The following is a 16,282-nucleotide window of genomic DNA, read 5'->3' on the forward strand; positions in this document are numbered from 1 at the left end:
CGTATGAGCGACCAGCATTTCATCCGCAACCTGACCACCCTCGTCGCACTGCGCGACACGGAAGTGGAGAAGCTGCAGGCCGAGCAGGCCGCCAAGCAGCTGACGGCGGACCGCTACCGGAAGAACCTGGAGCGCCTGGCCCAGCTGGCCGAGAACAGCGGCGCCTCCGGCAGCCTGCCGCTGGCGCTGGCCGCCAACTGCGGCAACTACAAGCAGGCCGTCATGGCCATGGCGGACAACCACCGCCTCGACCTGACGATGCACGAGGCCGACATGGCCGTGTCGCAGCGCGCCCTCACCCAGGCCTACGTGAAACGCGAGGTGCTGGGCCAGGTGCTGGAAAAGAACGAGCGGTCGCTTGCGGACAGGCAGGCCATGCAGGAACGTAAAGTGCATGACGACCTGGCAACCCAACTGTGGCTACGATCCCAAAAAGGGTCCTGATCGCACGAAAATAAGTCCATACGGAAATAAATTTCATGGGTAGCGGCCTGCGGTCGCCCTGTCACAAGGTACACTCACATTAATTTCCTCAGGGCACAATTCAGCGCGCACTCCGGACACACCAGGACACCAACATGGCGATCACCGCACCGACCTACGACCCGATTTCCACCGCCCAGGGGCTGGCCACGTCTTCCATCAGCGCCGCCCAGGCCCTGCTGGATGCGCAGACCAAGACCGCCACGGCCACCGCCACGGCGCTGACCTCGCTGTCCTCGGCCATGTCGGCGTTCGACTCGGTGCTGTCCTCGCTGACGGCGAAGAAATCCGTCGTGTCGAATACCGCCACCTTCAGCTCGGCGGTCGGCACGGCCACCGCGACCACGGCGGCCACGCCCGGCAATTACTTCTTCTACGTGGAGCAGATCGCCACGGCCCACCAGGCCGCCTACAGCGGCCTGCCGGATGGCACCGATGCCGCCACGGCGGGTACCATCCACATCGGTTCGGGCGACACGCAGTTCAGCGTCGACCTGAGCCAGGCCGACAGCAGCGCGGACGGCAAGCTGTCCGTGAAGGAACTGGCGGCGGCGATCAATGCCGCCACCGACAACGCCGGCACGGTGACCGCGTCGACGATGACGATCAACGGCGTGACGTCGCTGGTGCTTACCGCCAACCGCACCGGCGAAGCCAATGCCGTCACCGTCACTGCCAGCGCGGCCGGCAGCATGGCCGATGCACTGGCCGATACGGACAATGCCAAGCAGCTGGTGACGGCCAAGGATGCCATCGTCTGGCTGGGCGACAAGACCACGGGCACCCAGCTGAAGCAGCCGTCCAACACGTACACCGTGCTCGACGGCGTGACGATGACGTTCACGTCGGCGCAGAGCGGCGGCAGCCCCGTCAGCCTGACGGTGGGCCAGGACAGCACCGGCACGGCCGCCAATGTCCAGAGCTTCGTCGACGGCTGGAACAAGCTGATCGGCGTGCTGGCCGGCCTGACCTCCCACGGCGACGCCACCAGCAGCACGGCGCCGGCCATCTTCGCTTCCGATTCCGGCATCACCGCGCTGCAGAGCCGCATGCAGGCCATCCTGCGCCAGAAGATCGGCGACAGCAGCCTGGTCGCCTATGGCATCACGGCCCAGCGCGACGGCACGCTGACGCTGAACGGCGACCGCCTGAAGAAGCAGCTGGCCATCGATCCGGCCGGCCTGGACACGCTGCTGGGCAGTGCCAGCATGACGGCACCGACCGGCGTGCTGGGTGGCCTGGACAAGCTGATGAGCCAGTGGACCAGCTCGACGGGCGGCCAGATCGCCCAGCGCCGCGAGAACAACACGAAACTGCAGGCCACGCTGACGACCAAGCAGACGCGCCTGACGGACCAGTACAACTCGGCCTACAACCGCTACCTGAAACAATTTACCGCGCTCCAGGAACTGCAGACGCAGATGAACGGCAACAGCTCGCTGTTCGACGCGCTGTTCGGCGACAAGTCCGACAGCTGACGGGCGCTAACCCATACGGTGACAAGATGATGAACCACGACGCCTACGGCGAATACCATGCGACCAACCTGGACGCCCAGACGGCCCGCGCCTCGCCGGTCGAGCTGGTGCTCGTGCTGACCGACGGACTGCTGGAAGAGCTGGCGCGCGCGCGCGGCCACATCGCCGGCCGTCGCTTCGAAGCCAAGGCCATCAGCCTGGACAAGTGCACGCAGATCATCAACGGCCTGTCCAGTTCGCTGGACTTCGACAATGGCGGTGAAGTCGTCGCCAACCTGGGCCGCCTGTACGACTACTGCGCCGCGCGCCTGTACCGCGCCGGCGTGGACATGGACCCGGCCGTCATCGACGAGGTGACGGGCCTGCTCGGCACGATCCGCCAGGGCTGGCTGGGCGTGCAGGCCAAGCATGGATAAGCCGGTGTCCGGGGGCGCCGCGCCGGCGCGCCAGCAGCAGCTGCTGCGCGTGGCGCAACAGCTCGCGGCCGCGGCCGCGGCGGCCGACTGGCCCGCGCTGGCCACCGTGAACACGCTGCTCACCGCCACCCTGCCGGCGCTGGCCGCGCAGGGACCGTGGACGCCGGCCGAACGGGCCGCGCTGGCCGTGCTCCGGCAACAGCACGCCGCGGCGCTGCAGCAGGTCAACGCTGCCAGCACCGCGCTGGGCAAGCAGATGCAACAAATGAATACCAACAAGGAAGGCTGGCTTGCCTATGCCTTCGACAACGAATTGGCCGGAACCCCATGATGATGACTTTCCCCTCCGCGCCGGGTGGCGCGGCCGCAGCGGACCTCCCGCTCCCTGGCGCCCCCGCCAGCACCGCACCTGCCGGCCCGGAAGGCGTGGCGGACCCTGCCGTGCAGCTGCCGGCGTTTGCCGTGCTGCTGGACCTGGCCGGGCTCGCGCAGCCGGGCGAAGACGCGGCAGTGACGGACAGCGCGCCGGCCGCAGCGGCCGATGACACGCCGTCGGACGCCACGCTGGACGCCAGCGGCACGGTGGCCGATACCCTGATGCCTTCGCAGTTCGCCCTGCCCCTGCCGGCGATGAACCTGGCGATCCTGCCGGCCCTGCAGAACGCGACGGCGGGCGCCGCACGCACGGACGGCACGCCGCGCATCGACATGGCTGCCGGCCAGCCGGCCGGTGCCGCGCCACTGCCGGCCGTGCCTGCCGCGTGCCGTACTGCCCAGCCGGCCTTCGCACCGGACGAGGCTGGCAACGCCCGCCCGGGCGATGCCGCCGCCGTGGCCGCCGCCGCTGCCGGCGCGTCCAGCGCCGCCACCACGCCGGCCCTGCTGCGCATCCTGCAGGCGGTGCAGCCTGCCGCGAACACGCCCGCCCCGGCGGTCCGCCAGGGGGGCGACGCGCGTCCCGCCGTGAGCGACACGGTGGCCGGTGCGCCGGCCACCGCCCAACCCGTGCTGGCTGCCGCCGCTACCGATGCCCGCGGCCAGGCCGGCGGCGACACCCCGTCCGGCAACGGCGACAATCCGGCCGCGTTCCGCACCGTGATGGCGGCCAACGCCGGCACGGCGCCGACCGCCGACGGCGCCGATACCGTGCGGCTGGCCGGCAGCCCGGACCAGTGGCAGCAGCCGCTGCGCGCCGCGCTGGGCGACCGCCTGCAGCTGCAGCTGCAGAAGAACAGCGAGCAGGCCGTCATCCGCCTCGACCCGCCCAACCTGGGCAGCATCGAGATCTCGATCCGCCACAGCGGCGGCGCGCTGCAGGTGAACCTGGCCGCCTCGAACGGCGAAGTGCTGCGCCAGCTGAACGCCGTGGGCGATGCCATGCGCCAGGACCTGTCGTCGCGGCAGTTCAGCGACGTGGCCGTGACCGTGTCGGCCACCAGCAACCGCACGCTGGCCGACAGCGAAGGCCGTGGCCGCCAGCAGGGGGGTGAACAGCAGCAAGGCGAAGCGCAACGACGCCAGCCGGGCCGCGCCCTGAGCGATGGCGACGACGCCGGTGCCCGCGCCTTCGCCATGGGAGGTAACGCCTGATGAACAAGAAGCTCATCCTGATCATCGTGGCCGTCGCCCTCGTCTGCGGCGGCGGCGCCGCCGGTGCCATGTGGTACTTCGCCGCGCCGAAGGCCGATGCGGCCGACGCGGCCCACAAGGAAGCGGAAAAGAAGAAAAAGAAGAAGGAAGAAGACGATGCCAAGCCCGTCAAGTACCTGACGGTCGACAAGATCATCGTCATGCTGCGCCGCGCGCCGAACGAGACGATCCCGCACTACCTCTCCTCCGACCTGGTGGTGGCCACGCCCGTCGACAAGGAGAAGGAAACCAAGGAACACCTGCCGCTGCTGCGCAGCGTGGCCGTGCGCACGCTGTCCTCGCTGCAGATGGACAAGGCGCAGTCCATGACGATCGACGATTTCGCGACGATGCTGAACAAGGCCTTCGCCGAGGAATACGAGAAGAACACGCAGGAGCAGCCGTTCCGGGAAGTCATGATCGGCAAGCTGATCATCGAGTGATGCGGATGAGCCCAGCAATGCACACCTTCCCGTCCGGCGGAGCTGCCTGATGGCCTACGCAGAAACCGACTTCGGCGCGGGCAGCACCGGCGCGGGTTTCGGCGCCGGCTATGGCGAGAGCTATGGCGCCGCCGAGGCCGCGCCCGCACTGACGCCGGCCGCCGAGCAGAAGCACCTGCTGGCCTATGCGCCACTGGTGAAGCGCATCGTGCGCCAGCTGAATTCGCAGGTGGGCGGCGCGATCGACCGCGAGGACATGGAGCAGATCGGCCTGATGGGCCTGCTGGAAGCGCTGCGGCGCTACGGCGAGCCCGATGCGGCATTCGGCAGCTTCGCCAGCCTGCGCGTGCGCGGCGCGATCCTGGACGAACTGCGCCGCCAGGACTGGCGCCCGCGCGCCGTGCGCCAGCAGAGCCACAAGCTGCGCGACGGCGTGCGCGCGCTGACCCGCAAGCTGGGCCGCGAACCGAGCGAACAGGAAACCATCGCCAGCCTGGGCATCACGGCCGACGAATACATGGCCTACCAGCTCGACGAGAATGCCGAGGTGATGGCCAGCTTCGACGACCTGCTGCAGGACGGCGCGGCGGACGGCAGCGCCGGCAGCACGCCCGGCCCGGAAGAACAGCTGCTGGTGCGGCGCAGCCTGGAACAGGCGCTGGGCACCCTGAACGAACGCGAACAGCGCGTGGTGCAGATGTACTACGAGTTCGAGCTCAGCTACAAGGAAATCGCCGCCGTGCTGGACCTGACGGATGCGCGCGTGTGCCAGCTGAACAAGGCCGCGCTGAACAAGATGAAAGCCGTGCTGCAGGCCTGAGGCCGCCGGCACCACAACAAGAGGAATTCACCATGCAGCAAATTATCGGCATCCTGATCATCCTGGGCAGCGTGTTCGGCGGCTACGCGCTGATGGGCGGCGGCTTCCACGCGATCTGGCAGCCCATCGAGCTGCTCGTCATTGCCGGTGCCGGGGTCGGCGCGCTCGTGCTGGGCAACCCGGGCCACATCCTGCACGAGCTGGGCCACCAGCTGAAGAAGATCGTCATCCGCAAGAAATACGATTCGGAATTCCAGCGCCAGCTGCTGCTGCTGATGTACGAACTGCTGCAGCTCGCCGCCGGCGGCCTGAAGGCCCTCGATGCCCACGTCGAGGCGCCGAAGGACAGCGCGATCTTCCAGCGCTACCCCGCCGTGCTGGAAGAGCCGAAGCTGCTGGCGTTCATCGTCGACAACTTCCGCCTGATGGCCATGGGCAAGATCAACGCGCACGAGCTGGAAGGCGTGCTGGAGCAGGAACTGGAAGCCATCCACGAAGAGCTGAACCAGCCGGCCAAGTCGCTCAACAAGATCGGCGAGGCGATGCCCGGCTTCGGCATCCTGGCCGCCGTGCTGGGCATCGTGATCACTATGGGCAGCGTGGGCGAAGGCGCCACCTCCGGCGAGATCGCCGAGCACGTGGGCGCCGCGATGGTCGGCACCTTCATCGGCATCTTCCTGTGCTATGGCCTGATCGACCCGATCTGCAACATGATGAAGCAGCTGGTGGGCGAGGAAGCCTCCACGCTGGAATCGGTGAAGGTGGTGCTCGTCACGCACGTGGCCGGCAAGCCGCCGCTGCTGGCCATCGATGCCGGCCGCCGCCTGGTACAGCTGAACACCAAGCCCAGCTTTGCCCAGCTGGAAAGCTGGATCAATGCGATGGAAGGCGGCGACAGCGAACCGGAGACGGGCTCGCGCCGTGGAGGTGGCCGTGCCAAGGCAGCCTGACAAGATAGCCGTGGCCAGGAGCCCGTCATGCTGAAGCCGCATGAGAAGCACCACGAGACCACCATCGTCAAGCGCGGGGGCGGCAAGCACGCGCACGACGAGCACGGCGGCGCCTGGAAAGTGGCGTTCGCCGACTTCTGCCTGGCGCTGATGTGCCTGTTCCTCGTGCTGTGGCTGATGGCTTCGCGCAATACCGAGAGCCTGCAGCAGATCCTCACCGAATCGGACGGCAACCGCACCGACCAGGGCAAGGGCGTGATGCCCGAGCAGGTGGGCGGCCCGCGCGGCAGCCTGATCGACCGTCTTCCTCTCCCCCGCACCGGCAACACGGATGTGGAGGGCAAGGAAGAAAAGGGCATGAAGCAGAATCCGCAGCAGGCCCCCCAGAAGGTCAGCTACGAGACGGCCGATGACCTGAACCTGCTGGCCAGGGCGCTGCAACAGATGAGCCAGGATGCGGGACTGCAGAGCAACCTGGAATCCGTCGTCACGCCGTATGGTCTGCGTGTCATGTTGCATGATACCGACAGGCAAGGCATGTTTGTGCGGGGCAGCGCCATCCCGACCGGCAAGTTCCAGACGCTATTGCGTAAAATGGGGCCCTTGTTCGCGCGCATGAAGAACCAGATGCTGATCGTGGGCCACACGGATTCGCTGCAGTACGCCGACACGGGCCATTCCTCGTTCTCCAACTGGAACCTGTCGTCGAACCGCGCCATGTCGGCGCGGGCGCAGCTGCTGGCCGGCAGCATGGCGGCCGACAGCGTGCTGCAGGTGGTCGGCATGGCCGACCGCGCGCCGCTCGACACGAAGCATGCCGCCGCCGGCGTGAACCGCCGCATCGAACTGCTGATCCTGACGAGCGGCCAGGCCAGCGCCGTGGCCAATATGTTCGGCATGCCGGACCGGAGGCAGGCGGCCAGCCCCGATGTCGACACGGTGCTGCCGGACGCGAGCGCGCTGCAGCAACTGCGCGACAAGCTGCTGCCCGGCAAGGCAGCGGAGAACTGACATGGCAATCGAAACGAAGGGAAGAGGCCAGCGTATGCGTATCTCGAGTGGAAATGTGGGTGGTGCCAATGCTGCCGCGCCCGTGCAAACGGTGACGGAGACGGCCGCCCCCGAGGCGCCGAAGAGCGCCGCCGCCGCGGCGCCCCTGCAATCGTCCGTGCTGCAGCCGGCGCTGGCGGCCATGGACCAGCTGCCCGACTTCGACCATGAAAAAGTGGCCATGCTGCGCGATGCGCTGGCCAAGGGCGAACTGCCGTTCAATCCGGGCAAGCTGGCCGGCATGATCCAGCGCTTCCACGGAGCCCGCTGAGTGAATCTCCCGCTCACAGGGGCGCTGTCGCGCCAGGCCGCCATGGGGCAGCTGCTGCAGGACATCGCGCTCGACCTGGTCGGCTACGCGTCGCTGCAGGACCTGCTCGGCGAGCAGTTCGATGCCGCCATCCGCCACCAGCAGGCGCGCCTGGGCCAGCTGGCCGAAGCGATCGGCATGCTGGTGGACGAACTGGAAACGCGCCGCGCCCGCCGTGTCGCCCTGGCCACCCGCCTGACGGGCCCGCAGCCGGCCATGGCGCAGGTGTTTGCCCTGCTCCGCCCGGGACCGCGCGCCCGGCTGGAAGCGGACTGGGCGGCACTGGAGCGCATGGTGCTGGCGGCGAAGGCGGCCGCGAAACGCAATGGCGACCTGCTGGCCGAACAGTTCACGATCATGCAGCGCGTGCTGCACGGCGAGCACCGGGACTATGAGCCGGCCTGATTTCACCTTTGCCACGCCCCCCACGGCAGCAACGGCCGCCACCGCATCGAACATGACGGCGGCGCGGCCCGCCCTGCCCGCCGGCTTCGGCGGCGGGGCAGCGGCCGGCGGTTTTGCGAGCGCCTTCAACCAGGTGCAGGCCGATGTCGCGAATTTCATCGCGGCCGGCGGCAGCGTCGGTTCCGCCGGTGCCGGGCTGACGGCTGACGGCGCGGCGCTGCGTGCCCGCCTGTCCGCCACTGCCCTGGGCGGCCCCGCCGCCGATGGCGCCATCGATGGCGGCATCGATGGAAGTACGATCGACGGCAGCATGATCAACGGAAGTACCGCGCAGCAGCAGGAGTTCCTGGCGGCGATCCGCCCGTACGCCGCGCAGGCTGCCGAAAAGCTGGGCGTCTCGCCCGATATCGTGGCCGCCCATGCGGCGCTCGAATCGGGCTGGGGCCAGCGCCCGCTGCGCCAGGGCGGCGCGGACACCAACAACCTGTTCGGCATCAAGGCCGGCAGCGGCTGGCAGGGCGACGTGGCCGCCAACACGACCACCGAATACGAACATGGCGCCGCCGTGCGCAAGGTGGAGAAATTCCGCAGCTATCCGGACCAGGCCAGCGCCTTCCGCGACTATGCCGAGCTCCTGACGGCCAATCCCCGCTACCAGTCGGCCCTGAACGCCGGCAACGACGCCCATGCGTTCGCCAGCGGCCTGGCGCGCGGCGGCTATGCCACCGATCCCGCCTACGCGCAGAAGCTGGCGAAGCTGGCCGCGAAGATCGCCCGCTCCGAATAAGCCTCGGGCCGGACAACCGCCGCCCCTGGCGGACGTTATTCCATCGGCTCCACCTGTCCCTGCTCCACCACCCGCGCCCGGATCACGTTGCCGCTGGCGTTCTTCACCCGGATCGTCGCGCCCCGCCCGCCGCCATCGACGGCCTCGCCCGCCATGGTCACTTCGATATTGTCCTTCCTGGCCACGATGCGCACCGCCTCGCCCCGCTTGACGAGGGTGGCCGCCACCAGCATGTTGGCGCGCAGCACCGTGCCGGCACGGACGGTGCGCCGGGTCGCCATCCCCGGCACCGCGGAGAGATCGGACAGCGCATCCGGCATGCCCGTGATGTCGTGGCGCTCCAGCAACAGGTCGTTTATGTCAACACTTTTCCCTGATGGCAAGTCCGTTGCCGCAACGGCCACGCGGGCGGAAATCCTGGCGCGCGTGACGAATTCGTAACGCCAGCCGCCGGCGTCTGGACAGATTGCCACGAAGCGCATCCGCGCCGGCTGGCGGATATCCGCGCTCTCCACTCTGGGGACGCCGTCGCAGCTCCCGATCGGCCTGGTATTCCTGGCAACCTCGATCTCGAACGCAGGTTCGCTCCAGCCGGCCAGTTCCGCGTGCCGGTTCAGCTGCGCGGTCGCTTCCCGCTGCACCTGCGCGACCAGCGACTCAGGCGTGACGGATGCTGCCGTGCAAAACTTGGTCATGCCGATGAGCAACAGCGGAAAAAATCGGGTTACAATGCATTTGTTGAACATGGGCAATACCTTCGAGGCAATATTTCGCCGAGATTGCCTGCAATCCGCGGTCGGTGGCCGCAATTCTACATGGCATGACTGCCAGCGCGGCTGCCACGCCGGCCAATACAGGGGATCCATATGGGCATCAATTTCAAGGACGTGACCGGTATCCACGCCGATGCGCTCAACCTGCGCACGGAGCGCAGCCGCGTGCTGGCTTCGAATATCGCCAACGAGAACACGCCGGGCTTCCAGGCCCAGGACATCGACTTCGCGTCGTCGATGGCGCGCCTGCAGTCCGAAGCCGATGGCGGCCTGTCGCTGATGTCGGAAAGCGATCCCCTGTTCCGCGTGCCGCACCACCCGACGGCGGACGGCAATACCGTCGAGATCGGCGTCGAGCAGGCCGCCTTCTCGCAGAACGCCACCGATTTCCAGACCAGCCTCACCTTCATCAACATGAAGCTGAAGGGGCTGGCCAAGGCCATCAATGGGCAATAAAGAACTTTCCGACACGGGTCCCGCATGAGCTTCAAGGATATTTCCCAGATCGCCGGATCGGCGATGGCGGCGCAGACGGTGCGCCTGAACACGGTGGCATCGAACCTGGCCAACGCCGATTCCGTGTCCGCCAGCGAAAACGACACCTACCGCGCCCGCAAGCCCGTGTTTGCCGCCGTGATGAACGAAGGCGCGAATGCCGCCGCCGGCGGCCGCGTGCAGGTGCTGGACGTGGTCGAGAGCGCCGAGCCGCTGCGCAAGGTGTACGAGCCGGACCACCCGATGGCCAATGCCGAGGGCATGGTGTTCTACCCGAACGTCAACCAGGTGGCCGAGATGACGGACATGATGTCCGCCTCGCGCGCCTTCGAGACGAATGTCGAGGTGCTGGGCCGCATCCGGTCCATGCAGCAATCCCTTCTGAAACTGGGCGAAGTCTGATCATGGAAACGAACCTTTTCACCAACTCGGCAGCGGCTTCGGCCGGTGCGTCCTCCTCGTCCACGCCGCTGGCGAACAACGCCAGCGAGAGCCAGGAGATGTTCACCAAGCTGCTGGTGGCGCAGATCAAGAACCAGGATCCGCTGTCGCCCAGCGATCCGTCCCAGTTCGTCCAGCAGCTGACCCAGCTGTCGCAGACGGAAGCGCTGCAGAACCTGGCCTCGCTGACCAGCAACAACGCCAGCGTGCTGCAGAGCATGCAGGTGCTGGCGCTGGGCGGCCAGGTGGGCTCGAACGTGATGGCCACCGCCACCAGCGTGCAGCTGGACGGCACCAAGGTGAGCGGCGAACTGGCCCTCACCTCGAACAGCACCAAGACCACCCTGGTCCTGACCGGCAGCGATGGCCAGGACCACGAACTGGCACTCGGCCCGCTCGCCGCGGGCAGCGCGCCGTTCTCGATCGATCCGACGGCCATGGGCCTGCCCGCGGGCACCTACAAGATGAAGGTCGTCACGTCGTCCGGCGAAACCCCGCCGGTCGATATCGCCGGGCGCCTGAACAGCGTGCGCCTGGGCGCCACGGGCAGCATCGTGCTCAACATCGCCAACGTGGGCGAGGTCGCGCCGAGCGCCGTCACCGCCTTCAACGGCAAATCCACTACCACCGCTGCGGCCGGCGCCGCGACCACTTCTCTCTAAGAGGAACGCCATGAGCTTCAATATCGCCCTGTCCGGCCTGCAGGCCATCAACGAGCAGCTGACCAGCATCTCGAACAATATCGCCAACGCCGGCACCTACGGCTACAAGGCCCAGCGCGCCAACTTCTCGTCGATGTACGCGGGCACGCAGGCCACCGGCACGACCATCGGCTCGACCACCCAGAACATCGGCCTGACGGGCGGCGTGCTGAGCACCGGCCGTTCGCTGGATGCCTCCATCAACGGCCGCGGCTTTTTCGTCAGCAAGACGTCGTCCGGCGAGACCGTGTACAGCCGCGTGGGCATCTTCACGAAGGACGGCAGCGATTTCCTGGTCGACAGCGCCGGCCGCCGCGTGCAGGGCAACCAGCTGACGCCGGGCGTGGAATCGGATGGCGTGCCGGGCGACCTCAAGGTACCGACCTCCACGCTGGCAGCGAAGGCATCGACCGGCATCGACTTCACGGCCAACCTGTCGGCCGACTGGAAGAAGCCGACGGTCGCGTTCGACACCACCAGCGATCCGGCCGTGGTGCCCGATTCGGCCAGCTACAACATGACCAAGGTGACGCTGGCGTATGACAGCCAGGGCAAGAGCCACACGGTCAGCCAGTACTTCGTGCGCGACGACGATGCCGCCAACACGGTCACCATCCACACGCTGGTCGATGGCCAGCGGCCGGCCACCGGCGAAGCCATCCAGCTGACGTTCGACAGCAACGGCGCGCTCGATACCACGACGCCCGCCAAGCTGAACCTCACCTTCAAGCCCGCCCCGGCCGCCGACGTGGCACTGGTGATCGACTACACGGGCAGCACGCTGCAGGCCGGCGAGGCGACCACCTCCACCAACGTGGCGGACGGCTACACGACCGGCCAGTACGTGGGCGTGGAACTGGGTTCGGACGGCAAGGTGATCGCCAAGTACTCGAACGGCCAGCAGCAGGCCGTCGGCCAGATCAAGCTGGCCACGTTCTCCAACGAGGATGCGCTGGTGCCCGTCAACGACACCAGCTGGACCGCCAGCGGCGACGTGGGCACCGTCAGCCTCGACAACCCGGGCGCCAGCGTGGCGGGCAGCCTGTCGATCGCCACGCTGGAAGGCTCCAACGTGGACATCACCAACGAACTGGTGGGCCTGATGGGCTCGCAGCGCAACTACCAGGCGAACTCGAAGGTCATCACGACCGAGAACCAGATGCTGCAGTCGCTGATGCAGGCCCTGTAACACGCACTGGACTCGGACTGAACCATGGACGCATTGATCTACACCGCGATGAGCGGCGCCGAGCGGGCCCTGCGGGGCCAGCAGGTGCACGCCAACAACCTCGCCAACATGGACACGGGCGGCTTCCGCGCCAACCTGGAGCTGGCCACCGCACAGGCCGCACCCGGCTATGGCTACGACGACCGCCACATGACCACGCTGCAGGCCAACGCGATCTCGACCAAGCAGGGCACGCTGCGGCCGACCGGCCGCGACCTCGATGTGGCGATCTCGGGCAGTGGCTACTTTGCCGTCGAGGGACCGAACGGCGAGGCGTACACGCGCGCCGGCGGCATCACGCTGGACGCCAACGGCACCATGACGGTGAACGGCATGCCGATCCTGGGCGAAGGCGGGCCGATCACGCTGCCCATCTACACCAAGGTGGAAATCGGCCAGGACGGCACCGTGTCGATCCAGAGCCCCGGCGGCATGGGCGAGATGCAGGTGATCGACAAGCTCAAGCTGGTGCGCGCCGAAGGGGGCGAGCTGACCAAGAACGAGGCGGGCCTGATCGTGGCGCGCGACGGCCAGCCGCTGGCCACCGACAACACGGTGCAGATCCGCCCCGGCCACCTGGAAGGCTCGAACGTGTCGGCCGTCGAGGAAATGGTCGCGACGATGAGCCTGAACCGCACGTTCGAAGTGCAGATGAAGCTGTTCAAGGCGGCGGACGACATGACCACTGCCGGCAACCGGCTGATCAGCGCCTGATCGGCCGCCGATCCGCAGCTGACTCTTACCAATTTATTTTCCGCCGGCATTAAAGTTGCCTGGCGGATTGCCGTTGTCATGGCACGGCCCCGCCGCGAATGACCGCGGCCACCAACAGGAGCATCACATGAATCCAGCAATGTGGATCAGCAAGACCGGCGTGCAGGCACAGGATGCCAAGCTGCAGGCCATCGCCAACAACCTGGCAAACGCCAACACGGTCGGCTTCAAGAAGGACCGCGTGGTCTTCGAGGATCTGGCCTACTCCATCGAAGGCCAGCCGGGCGCGCAGCGCGCCGACAACAACACGCTCGCGCCGACCGGTGTGCAGCTGGGCAACGGCACCCATATGGTGGGCACGCAGAAGGTGTTCACCAACGGCAGCACGCAGATCACCAGCAACCAGTACGACGTGGCCGTGGTCGGCAATGGCTTCATGCAGGTGCAGCGCCCGAACGGCGAAGCCGCCTTCACCCGCGCCGGCCAGCTGGGCCTGGATGCCAACGGCGTGCTGATCAATGCACAGGGCCTGCCGCTGACCCCGCAGATCACCGTGCCGGCCAATGCCACCTCGATCACGATCGCCGAGAACGGCACCGTATCCGCCACCATCGCCGGCAACACGGCGCCTACCGAACTGGGCCAGCTCACGCTGACCACCTTCATCAACCCGGCCGGCCTGCAGGCGCTGGGCGAGAACCTGTTCGCGGAAACGGCCGCCTCCGGCGCGCCCACCGAAGGCCGTCCGGGCGACGCGCAGTTCGGCAAGCTGAAACAGGGCGCGCTGGAAGCGTCCAACGTGCAGGTGGTCGAGGAGATGGTCGACATGATCGCTGCGCAGCGCACCTATGAAATGAACACGAAGGTGCTGTCCGCCGCGGACAACATGCTGCAGTACCTGGCCCAGGCCGCCCGCTGATTTTTTCGAGGACCCGATGATCAAAGCGCAACTGAGCGCACTGGCCGCGCTGCTGCTGGCCGGTTGCGCCGCCACGCTGGCGCCGCCCCCCGTGCGGCCCGGCCCCTATGACGAACCGCCCGCCGTGGCCCGCATCGCGGCGCCCCGTGGCACCTCGGGCGGGGTGTTCTCCGCCGACGCCGGCCTGTCGCTCGTCTCGGACAGCCGCGCGTTCCGCACCGGCGACGTGGTGACCGTGATCCTGCAGGAAACCACGCAGGCATCGAAAAGCGCCGGCACCAAGCTGGGCAAGGATTCCGGCATCTCCGTGACGCCCCCTTCCCTGCTCGGCAAGACGTATCCGAAGGCCGGCATCGACCTCTCCGCCGGCCATTCGTTCCAGGGCGACGCCACGGCCACGCAACAGAATGCGCTGACCGGCGCGATCACCGTGGTGGTCCAGGAAGTGATGCCGAACGGCCTCCTGAAGGTGGCCGGCGAAAAGGCCCTCACCCTGAACCAGGGCGAGGAATTCGTGCGGCTGCGCGGCTACCTGCGCGCCGCCGACATCGATGCCAACAACCAGGTCTCGTCGCAGCGCATCGCCAATGCCCGCATCGCCTACTCGGCGCAGGGCACGCTGGCCGACACCAACACGCCGGGCTGGCTGCAGCGCTTCTTCCTCGGCCCCCTGATGCCGTTCTGACGGATTGCCCATGAAACTGCACAAACTGTTCGCCGCCTGCGCCATCCTTGGCGCTCTGGCAGCACTGCCCGCCCAGGCCGCCCAGGTGCTGCGCAACCTCGTCTCCATCGAAGGCGTGCGCGACAATCCGCTAGTCGGCTATGGCCTGGTGGTGGGCCTGAACGGCAGCGGCGACTCGACGCAGGTGAAGTTCGCCAGCCAGTCGGTGGTCAACATGCTCAAGCAGTTCGGCGTGAAGATGCCGGACGGTGCCGATGCCAAGAGCAAGAACGTGGCTGCCGTGATGGTGTCCGCCGTGTTCCCGCCGGGCTACCGCCGCGGCCAGCCGATCGATGTCACCGTGTCGTCGCTGGGCGATGCGAAGTCGCTGCGCGGCGGCTCGCTGCTGCTCACGCCCCTGCGCGCGGCCGACAATGAAACCTATGCGCTGGCGCAGGGCAATGTCGTGGTGGGCGGCCTGAACGCTTCCGGCAAGAGCGGCTCCTCCGTCACCGTCAACACGCCGACGGCCGGGCGCATTCCGAACGGCGCGCTGATCGAGCGCGAGATCGCCACCGATTTTTCGACCAATGCCACGGTGCGCCTGTCGCTGCGCCGCCCCAGCTTCGAGACGGCCACCAATATCGTCGACTCAATCAACCGCAAATTCGGCAACATCGCCAGCACGGACGATGCCACCAGCGTGGCCGTGGCCGCCCCGGAAAACCCGACCCAGCGCGTGGCCTTCATGGCGAAACTGGAAGGCCTGAACATCGACGTGGGCCAGGAAAATCCGCGCGTCGTGTTCAATTCGCGCACCGGCACGGTGGTCATCGCCGACGGCCTGCGCGTGAAGGCGGCCGCCGTCACCCATGGCTCCCTGAAGGTGGTGATCTCGGAAAGCTCGAAGGTCAGCCAGCCGAACGCCCTGGCCGGCGGCCAGACCGTCGTCACGCCGCAGTCGAACGTGTCGGTGGACCAGGGGTCGGGCCAGATGTTCAAGTGGCCCGCCGGCGCCAAGCTGCAGTCGATCATCGACGTGGTGAACAGCCTGGGCGCCTCGCCGGACGACATCATGGCGATCCTGCAGGCACTCGACCAGGCCGGCGCGATCGAAGGCGAACTGGTGGTGATCTGATGGACGCGCGCCTGCCCGTCACCTCGGCCACCTCCACCACCGCCGGCGCCGGCCTCGATCCGGCCGCCGAGGGCGCGCCGCAGGTGGCGCCCGCCGACAGCGCGTATCACAGGAAGGCCACGGAAGCGGCCATCAAGTTCGAGAGCTTTTTCATCGGCCACATGCTCAAGCAGATGCGCAGCTCGACGAAGGAGCTGTCCGGCGACGACAGCATCTACAAGGATTCCGTCAACAGCGACATGCTGGACATGGCCGACAACCTGGTCGCCGACCAGATGGCCCACCAGCGCGCTTTCGGCGTGGCCGATGCCATCCTGCGCCAGCTCATCCCCGCCGCCCCGCCGCCACCGGCCGCACCGATGCCGGCCGGCGCCGTTCCTTCAGCACAGAAAAGTTCGGCAAAGACTTAATGCCGCGGGTCCGGCGGTCGCCATGAAT

General features: G+C 67.5%; 22 protein-coding genes. 21 read left to right on the forward strand and 1 reads right to left on the reverse strand.

Annotated features, from left to right (window positions below; genetic code table 11):
• The first annotated feature begins 3 nt into the window (after nt 1–3).
• The 12 genes from IP91_RS08590 to IP91_RS08645 all read left to right on the forward strand — a co-directional run bounded on the left by IP91_RS08590 (nt 4) and on the right by IP91_RS08645 (nt 8,771).
• Nucleotides 4–444 (forward strand): flagellar FliJ family protein, encoded by a 441-nt coding sequence (locus IP91_RS08590; RefSeq protein ID WP_145648523.1) that lies wholly within the window; start codon nt 4–6, stop codon nt 442–444.
• A 134-nt stretch (nt 445–578) separates the two neighbouring features.
• The gene (gene fliD / locus IP91_RS08595) at nt 579–1,961 is read left to right on the forward strand and encodes a flagellar filament capping protein FliD (RefSeq protein WP_145648524.1); all 1,383 of its coding nucleotides are present in this window, start codon (nt 579–581) and stop codon (nt 1,959–1,961) included.
• Nucleotides 1,962–1,987: 26 nt separating this feature from the next.
• Nucleotides 1,988–2,377 (forward strand): flagellar export chaperone FliS, encoded by a 390-nt coding sequence (gene fliS / locus IP91_RS08600; RefSeq protein ID WP_145648525.1) that lies wholly within the window; start codon nt 1,988–1,990, stop codon nt 2,375–2,377.
• Nucleotides 2,370–2,708 carry a hypothetical protein gene (locus tag IP91_RS08605; RefSeq protein ID WP_145648526.1) on the forward strand — a complete coding sequence of 113 codons (339 nt, stop codon included), beginning with the start codon at nt 2,370–2,372 and terminating at the stop codon, nt 2,706–2,708. The genes fliS and IP91_RS08605 overlap by 8 nt, the downstream gene beginning before the upstream one ends.
• On the forward strand, nt 2,705–3,967 hold the full coding sequence (locus IP91_RS08610; RefSeq protein WP_145648527.1) for a flagellar hook-length control protein FliK: 1,263 nt from the start codon (nt 2,705–2,707) through the stop codon (nt 3,965–3,967). The genes IP91_RS08605 and IP91_RS08610 overlap by 4 nt, the downstream gene beginning before the upstream one ends.
• On the forward strand, nt 3,967–4,449 hold the full coding sequence (locus tag IP91_RS08615) for a flagellar basal body-associated FliL family protein (RefSeq protein WP_145648528.1): 483 nt from the start codon (nt 3,967–3,969) through the stop codon (nt 4,447–4,449). Before IP91_RS08610 ends, IP91_RS08615 begins: the two co-directional genes overlap by 1 nt.
• Nucleotides 4,450–4,498: 49 nt before the next feature.
• On the forward strand, nt 4,499–5,269 hold the full coding sequence (locus IP91_RS08620; RefSeq protein ID WP_145648529.1) for a FliA/WhiG family RNA polymerase sigma factor: 771 nt from the start codon (nt 4,499–4,501) through the stop codon (nt 5,267–5,269).
• Between the two features lie 32 nt (nt 5,270–5,301).
• On the forward strand, nt 5,302–6,219 hold the full coding sequence (gene motA, locus IP91_RS08625; protein ID WP_145648530.1) for a flagellar motor stator protein MotA: 918 nt from the start codon (nt 5,302–5,304) through the stop codon (nt 6,217–6,219).
• A gap of 27 nt (nt 6,220–6,246) precedes the next feature.
• The gene (locus IP91_RS08630) at nt 6,247–7,230 is read left to right on the forward strand and encodes a flagellar motor protein MotB (RefSeq protein ID WP_145648531.1); all 984 of its coding nucleotides are present in this window, start codon (nt 6,247–6,249) and stop codon (nt 7,228–7,230) included.
• A gap of 1 nt (nt 7,231) precedes the next feature.
• Nucleotides 7,232–7,540 (forward strand): flagellar biosynthesis anti-sigma factor FlgM, encoded by a 309-nt coding sequence (flgM, locus tag IP91_RS08635; RefSeq protein ID WP_145648532.1) that lies wholly within the window; start codon nt 7,232–7,234, stop codon nt 7,538–7,540.
• Nucleotides 7,541–7,984, forward strand: a complete 444-nt coding sequence (flgN, locus tag IP91_RS08640; RefSeq protein WP_229474150.1) for a flagellar export chaperone FlgN — start codon at nt 7,541–7,543, stop codon at nt 7,982–7,984.
• On the forward strand, nt 7,971–8,771 hold the full coding sequence (locus IP91_RS08645; RefSeq protein ID WP_145648533.1) for a glycoside hydrolase family 73 protein: 801 nt from the start codon (nt 7,971–7,973) through the stop codon (nt 8,769–8,771). Before flgN ends, IP91_RS08645 begins: the two co-directional genes overlap by 14 nt.
• Before the next feature lie 35 nt (nt 8,772–8,806).
• Here IP91_RS08645 and flgA read toward each other — a convergent pair whose 3' ends face one another.
• Nucleotides 8,807–9,517 carry a flagellar basal body P-ring formation chaperone FlgA gene (gene flgA / locus IP91_RS08650; protein WP_145648534.1) on the reverse strand — a complete coding sequence of 237 codons (711 nt, stop codon included), beginning with the start codon at nt 9,515–9,517 and terminating at the stop codon, nt 8,807–8,809.
• Between the two features lie 120 nt (nt 9,518–9,637).
• Between flgA and flgB the strand changes: the two genes are divergently transcribed.
• The 9 genes from flgB (at nt 9,638) to IP91_RS08695 (ending at nt 16,254) form a co-directional block, all read left to right on the forward strand.
• On the forward strand, nt 9,638–10,000 hold the full coding sequence (gene flgB, locus IP91_RS08655) for a flagellar basal body rod protein FlgB (RefSeq protein ID WP_145648535.1): 363 nt from the start codon (nt 9,638–9,640) through the stop codon (nt 9,998–10,000).
• Between the two features lie 24 nt (nt 10,001–10,024).
• A complete protein-coding gene (flgC, locus tag IP91_RS08660; RefSeq protein ID WP_145648536.1) occupies nt 10,025–10,441 on the forward strand; it encodes a flagellar basal body rod protein FlgC in 417 nt (138 codons plus the stop codon).
• A gap of 2 nt (nt 10,442–10,443) precedes the next feature.
• Nucleotides 10,444–11,142 (forward strand): flagellar hook capping FlgD N-terminal domain-containing protein, encoded by a 699-nt coding sequence (locus tag IP91_RS08665; RefSeq protein WP_145648537.1) that lies wholly within the window; start codon nt 10,444–10,446, stop codon nt 11,140–11,142.
• Between the two features lie 10 nt (nt 11,143–11,152).
• On the forward strand, nt 11,153–12,370 hold the full coding sequence (locus IP91_RS08670) for a flagellar hook protein FlgE (RefSeq protein WP_145648538.1): 1,218 nt from the start codon (nt 11,153–11,155) through the stop codon (nt 12,368–12,370).
• 24 nt (nt 12,371–12,394) lie between these two features.
• Nucleotides 12,395–13,123, forward strand: coding sequence for a flagellar basal body rod protein FlgF (locus IP91_RS08675; protein WP_145648539.1), 729 nt, complete (start codon nt 12,395–12,397; stop codon nt 13,121–13,123).
• Between the two features lie 127 nt (nt 13,124–13,250).
• Nucleotides 13,251–14,042 (forward strand): flagellar basal-body rod protein FlgG, encoded by a 792-nt coding sequence (gene flgG, locus IP91_RS08680; RefSeq protein WP_199754543.1) that lies wholly within the window; start codon nt 13,251–13,253, stop codon nt 14,040–14,042.
• A gap of 16 nt (nt 14,043–14,058) precedes the next feature.
• A complete protein-coding gene (flgH, locus tag IP91_RS08685; protein ID WP_145648540.1) occupies nt 14,059–14,727 on the forward strand; it encodes a flagellar basal body L-ring protein FlgH in 669 nt (222 codons plus the stop codon).
• Between the two features lie 10 nt (nt 14,728–14,737).
• Nucleotides 14,738–15,844, forward strand: coding sequence for a flagellar basal body P-ring protein FlgI (locus tag IP91_RS08690; RefSeq protein WP_145648541.1), 1,107 nt, complete (start codon nt 14,738–14,740; stop codon nt 15,842–15,844).
• Complete coding sequence (locus tag IP91_RS08695; RefSeq protein WP_145648542.1) at nt 15,844–16,254, forward strand: rod-binding protein; 411 nt, start codon at nt 15,844–15,846, stop codon at nt 16,252–16,254. The genes IP91_RS08690 and IP91_RS08695 overlap by 1 nt, the downstream gene beginning before the upstream one ends.
• Nucleotides 16,255–16,282 lie beyond the last annotated feature (28 nt).

The sequence above is a fragment of the Pseudoduganella lurida genome (assembly GCF_007830455.1).
Lineage (GTDB): Bacteria > Pseudomonadota > Gammaproteobacteria > Burkholderiales > Burkholderiaceae_D > Rugamonas > Rugamonas lurida.

Coding starts and splice junctions, on each gene's coding strand:
- flgM (WP_145648532.1), top strand. CDS start 7,232: ATGGCAATCGAAACGAAGGGAAGAGGCCAGCGTATGCGTATCTCGAGT.
- IP91_RS08615 (WP_145648528.1), top strand. CDS start 3,967: ATGAACAAGAAGCTCATCCTGATCATCGTGGCCGTCGCCCTCGTCTGC.
- IP91_RS08665 (WP_145648537.1), top strand. CDS start 10,444: ATGGAAACGAACCTTTTCACCAACTCGGCAGCGGCTTCGGCCGGTGCG.
- IP91_RS08620 (WP_145648529.1), top strand. CDS start 4,499: ATGGCCTACGCAGAAACCGACTTCGGCGCGGGCAGCACCGGCGCGGGT.
- fliD (WP_145648524.1), top strand. CDS start 579: ATGGCGATCACCGCACCGACCTACGACCCGATTTCCACCGCCCAGGGG.
- IP91_RS08670 (WP_145648538.1), top strand. CDS start 11,153: ATGAGCTTCAATATCGCCCTGTCCGGCCTGCAGGCCATCAACGAGCAG.
- IP91_RS08690 (WP_145648541.1), top strand. CDS start 14,738: ATGAAACTGCACAAACTGTTCGCCGCCTGCGCCATCCTTGGCGCTCTG.
- flgC (WP_145648536.1), top strand. CDS start 10,025: ATGAGCTTCAAGGATATTTCCCAGATCGCCGGATCGGCGATGGCGGCG.
- IP91_RS08695 (WP_145648542.1), top strand. CDS start 15,844: ATGGACGCGCGCCTGCCCGTCACCTCGGCCACCTCCACCACCGCCGGC.
- flgB (WP_145648535.1), top strand. CDS start 9,638: ATGGGCATCAATTTCAAGGACGTGACCGGTATCCACGCCGATGCGCTC.
- flgH (WP_145648540.1), top strand. CDS start 14,059: ATGATCAAAGCGCAACTGAGCGCACTGGCCGCGCTGCTGCTGGCCGGT.
- flgG (WP_199754543.1), top strand. CDS start 13,251: ATGAATCCAGCAATGTGGATCAGCAAGACCGGCGTGCAGGCACAGGAT.
- IP91_RS08630 (WP_145648531.1), top strand. CDS start 6,247: ATGCTGAAGCCGCATGAGAAGCACCACGAGACCACCATCGTCAAGCGC.
- IP91_RS08645 (WP_145648533.1), top strand. CDS start 7,971: ATGAGCCGGCCTGATTTCACCTTTGCCACGCCCCCCACGGCAGCAACG.
- flgA (WP_145648534.1), bottom strand. CDS start 9,517: ATGTTCAACAAATGCATTGTAACCCGATTTTTTCCGCTGTTGCTCATC.
- IP91_RS08605 (WP_145648526.1), top strand. CDS start 2,370: ATGGATAAGCCGGTGTCCGGGGGCGCCGCGCCGGCGCGCCAGCAGCAG.
- IP91_RS08610 (WP_145648527.1), top strand. CDS start 2,705: ATGATGATGACTTTCCCCTCCGCGCCGGGTGGCGCGGCCGCAGCGGAC.
- motA (WP_145648530.1), top strand. CDS start 5,302: ATGCAGCAAATTATCGGCATCCTGATCATCCTGGGCAGCGTGTTCGGC.
- IP91_RS08675 (WP_145648539.1), top strand. CDS start 12,395: ATGGACGCATTGATCTACACCGCGATGAGCGGCGCCGAGCGGGCCCTG.
- fliS (WP_145648525.1), top strand. CDS start 1,988: ATGATGAACCACGACGCCTACGGCGAATACCATGCGACCAACCTGGAC.
- IP91_RS08590 (WP_145648523.1), top strand. CDS start 4: ATGAGCGACCAGCATTTCATCCGCAACCTGACCACCCTCGTCGCACTG.